The organism is Limosilactobacillus viscerum, from assembly GCF_947387525.1.
Classification (GTDB): Bacteria; Bacillota; Bacilli; order Lactobacillales; family Lactobacillaceae; genus Limosilactobacillus; species Limosilactobacillus viscerum.
This window is the reverse complement of the sequence record NZ_CANDNW010000061.1, coordinates 1-1,525: the sequence shown is the minus strand read 5'-3', so window position 1 is coordinate 1,525 and position 1,525 is coordinate 1. Positions and strand designations below refer to the sequence as shown.

Genomic DNA, 1,525 nt, shown 5'->3' with positions numbered 1-1,525 from the left:
GTTTAGCGACACCATTAAAGACCTTTATGGGTTTTTCTGTCCACTGATTTGTTCAACTTAAATTTTACAATCTACCATTAAATAAAGGTCCAGAGTTTGGCTTTCTGTCAAACTTTGGACCTTCACTCAATTCTCAAAACATGGCTACCCATTAACAAGTACTGTATTGTTCTGCTTAATATTAGCAAAATCAGCTACTTCTGCCACTGTTGAATCTAACCTACTTAAAGCTGTATTTTGAATATTCTTTTTTAATTTTACATGATGAGTAACATTATTCAAAATATAAATAAAATGAGCATTTCGATATGGTGCGGTTGCTTTTACATCATAATTAAAAACTTTTGCGTAGTTTGGATCATTTGGTCTTGCTGATGTTTTTACAAGTAATTCAACCCCGTTTTTATTTGGGATTGAGAAATCAAACTGTGATGAAATCCCGTTCTCATTTGGGATTTCAACGTTTGGCGTGTATAAAATATCTTTTTCCTTTAAGAAGTCCATTACTATATCATTAAAAGCTTCTTTAACATTTTCCTTAACTAAATAGGAAATATCATTTATTCGCATTATTCCCTGCAACAAACGGTTCTTTGCTACTGGAAATTTATCAAGAGAAGCACGTATAACCAAAGCTTCATCATCACGACTGATACCGAAATCGTTCAAAACATTATTATAAATCCGCCAAGCAACTTTTGAACGTCGATCTAAAGTTATGCCACTTTCTTCTAAATTTGAAATTGTATAACCGAAATCAGAAACTTCGATGTGGGTGCTATCAATAAATTTTGCATATAAATTAATGTTATCAAAATTACTGTCAAAAAAGGAGTACTGATAGCGGCATAGTTATTCCCAATCTCTGAAAAAACAAGTTCTTTTTTTAACCATTGGTAATAAGAATTTTCAAGCAATGTTGATGCTTTCATTCTAATCACCTCCTAACTGAATGTTTGTATATATCACAAACCTATCAAGTGCTTCTTTTATTCTCGCTATGTTTTTGAATTCATCAATTCCACCAACCGGAATAACATTCTTGGGAACATATTTACCTGCTGGAGAATTAAAATGAACATGTGAACCATAGATTACTTTTTCATTCTCTGTACCATAATCATTTACATGACGTAAATTTTCGCCAAAATCAAATCGAACTAAATGGTTTTTATTTTCGTCAAACATTAATCCAATCGAAAATATAGTTGATACTGGTGTGGTGTGTACACGAAAGTCATATAAGATTTGTCTTTCAACATCCTTAACCCTGCACTTATATGTGTGAGAAGATAAAATTAATGTTTGATGAATCTGGTTCATGATATCTTGGTATTTCAAAATATTGGTTGGCATTTTTTTCTGCCTGAATTAAAGCATGGACATCATCAATTGACAAATTATTAATATCAACCTTGCTGTTCATAGTCTCCCCCATAATTTATTATTAAGGCAGATTGTAAAATTTAAGTTGAACATTTAAGTGGACAGAAAAACCCATCAAGGTCTTTAATGGTGTTACCAC

3 protein-coding genes are annotated in these 1,525 nt (G+C 31.8%); all 3 read right to left on the bottom strand.

The genetic code is table 11. The annotated features are described in order from the left end of the window. Window positions 1-144: 144 nt before the first annotated feature. Genes QOS07_RS09195 through QOS07_RS09185 form a run of 3 tightly spaced genes read right to left on the bottom strand, consistent with a single transcriptional unit; the run spans window position 145 to window position 1,356 of the window. Window positions 145-771 carry a DUF1828 domain-containing protein gene (locus QOS07_RS09195; protein WP_283588645.1) on the bottom strand — a complete coding sequence of 209 codons (627 nt, stop codon included), beginning with the start codon at window positions 769-771 and terminating at the stop codon, window positions 145-147. Beyond that, complete coding sequence (locus QOS07_RS09190) at window positions 732-932, bottom strand: hypothetical protein (protein WP_283588644.1); 201 nt, start codon at window positions 930-932, stop codon at window positions 732-734. Before QOS07_RS09190 ends, QOS07_RS09195 begins: the two co-directional genes overlap by 40 nt. Before the next feature lies 1 nt (window position 933). Beyond that, window positions 934-1,356 (bottom strand): hypothetical protein, encoded by a 423-nt coding sequence (locus QOS07_RS09185; protein ID WP_283588643.1) that lies wholly within the window; start codon window positions 1,354-1,356, stop codon window positions 934-936. Between the last annotated feature and the right edge of the window lie 169 nt (window positions 1,357-1,525).

Coding starts and splice junctions, on each gene's coding strand:
- QOS07_RS09190 (WP_283588644.1), bottom strand. CDS start 932: ATGAAAGCATCAACATTGCTTGAAAATTCTTATTACCAATGGTTAAAA.
- QOS07_RS09185 (WP_283588643.1), bottom strand. CDS start 1,356: ATGCCAACCAATATTTTGAAATACCAAGATATCATGAACCAGATTCAT.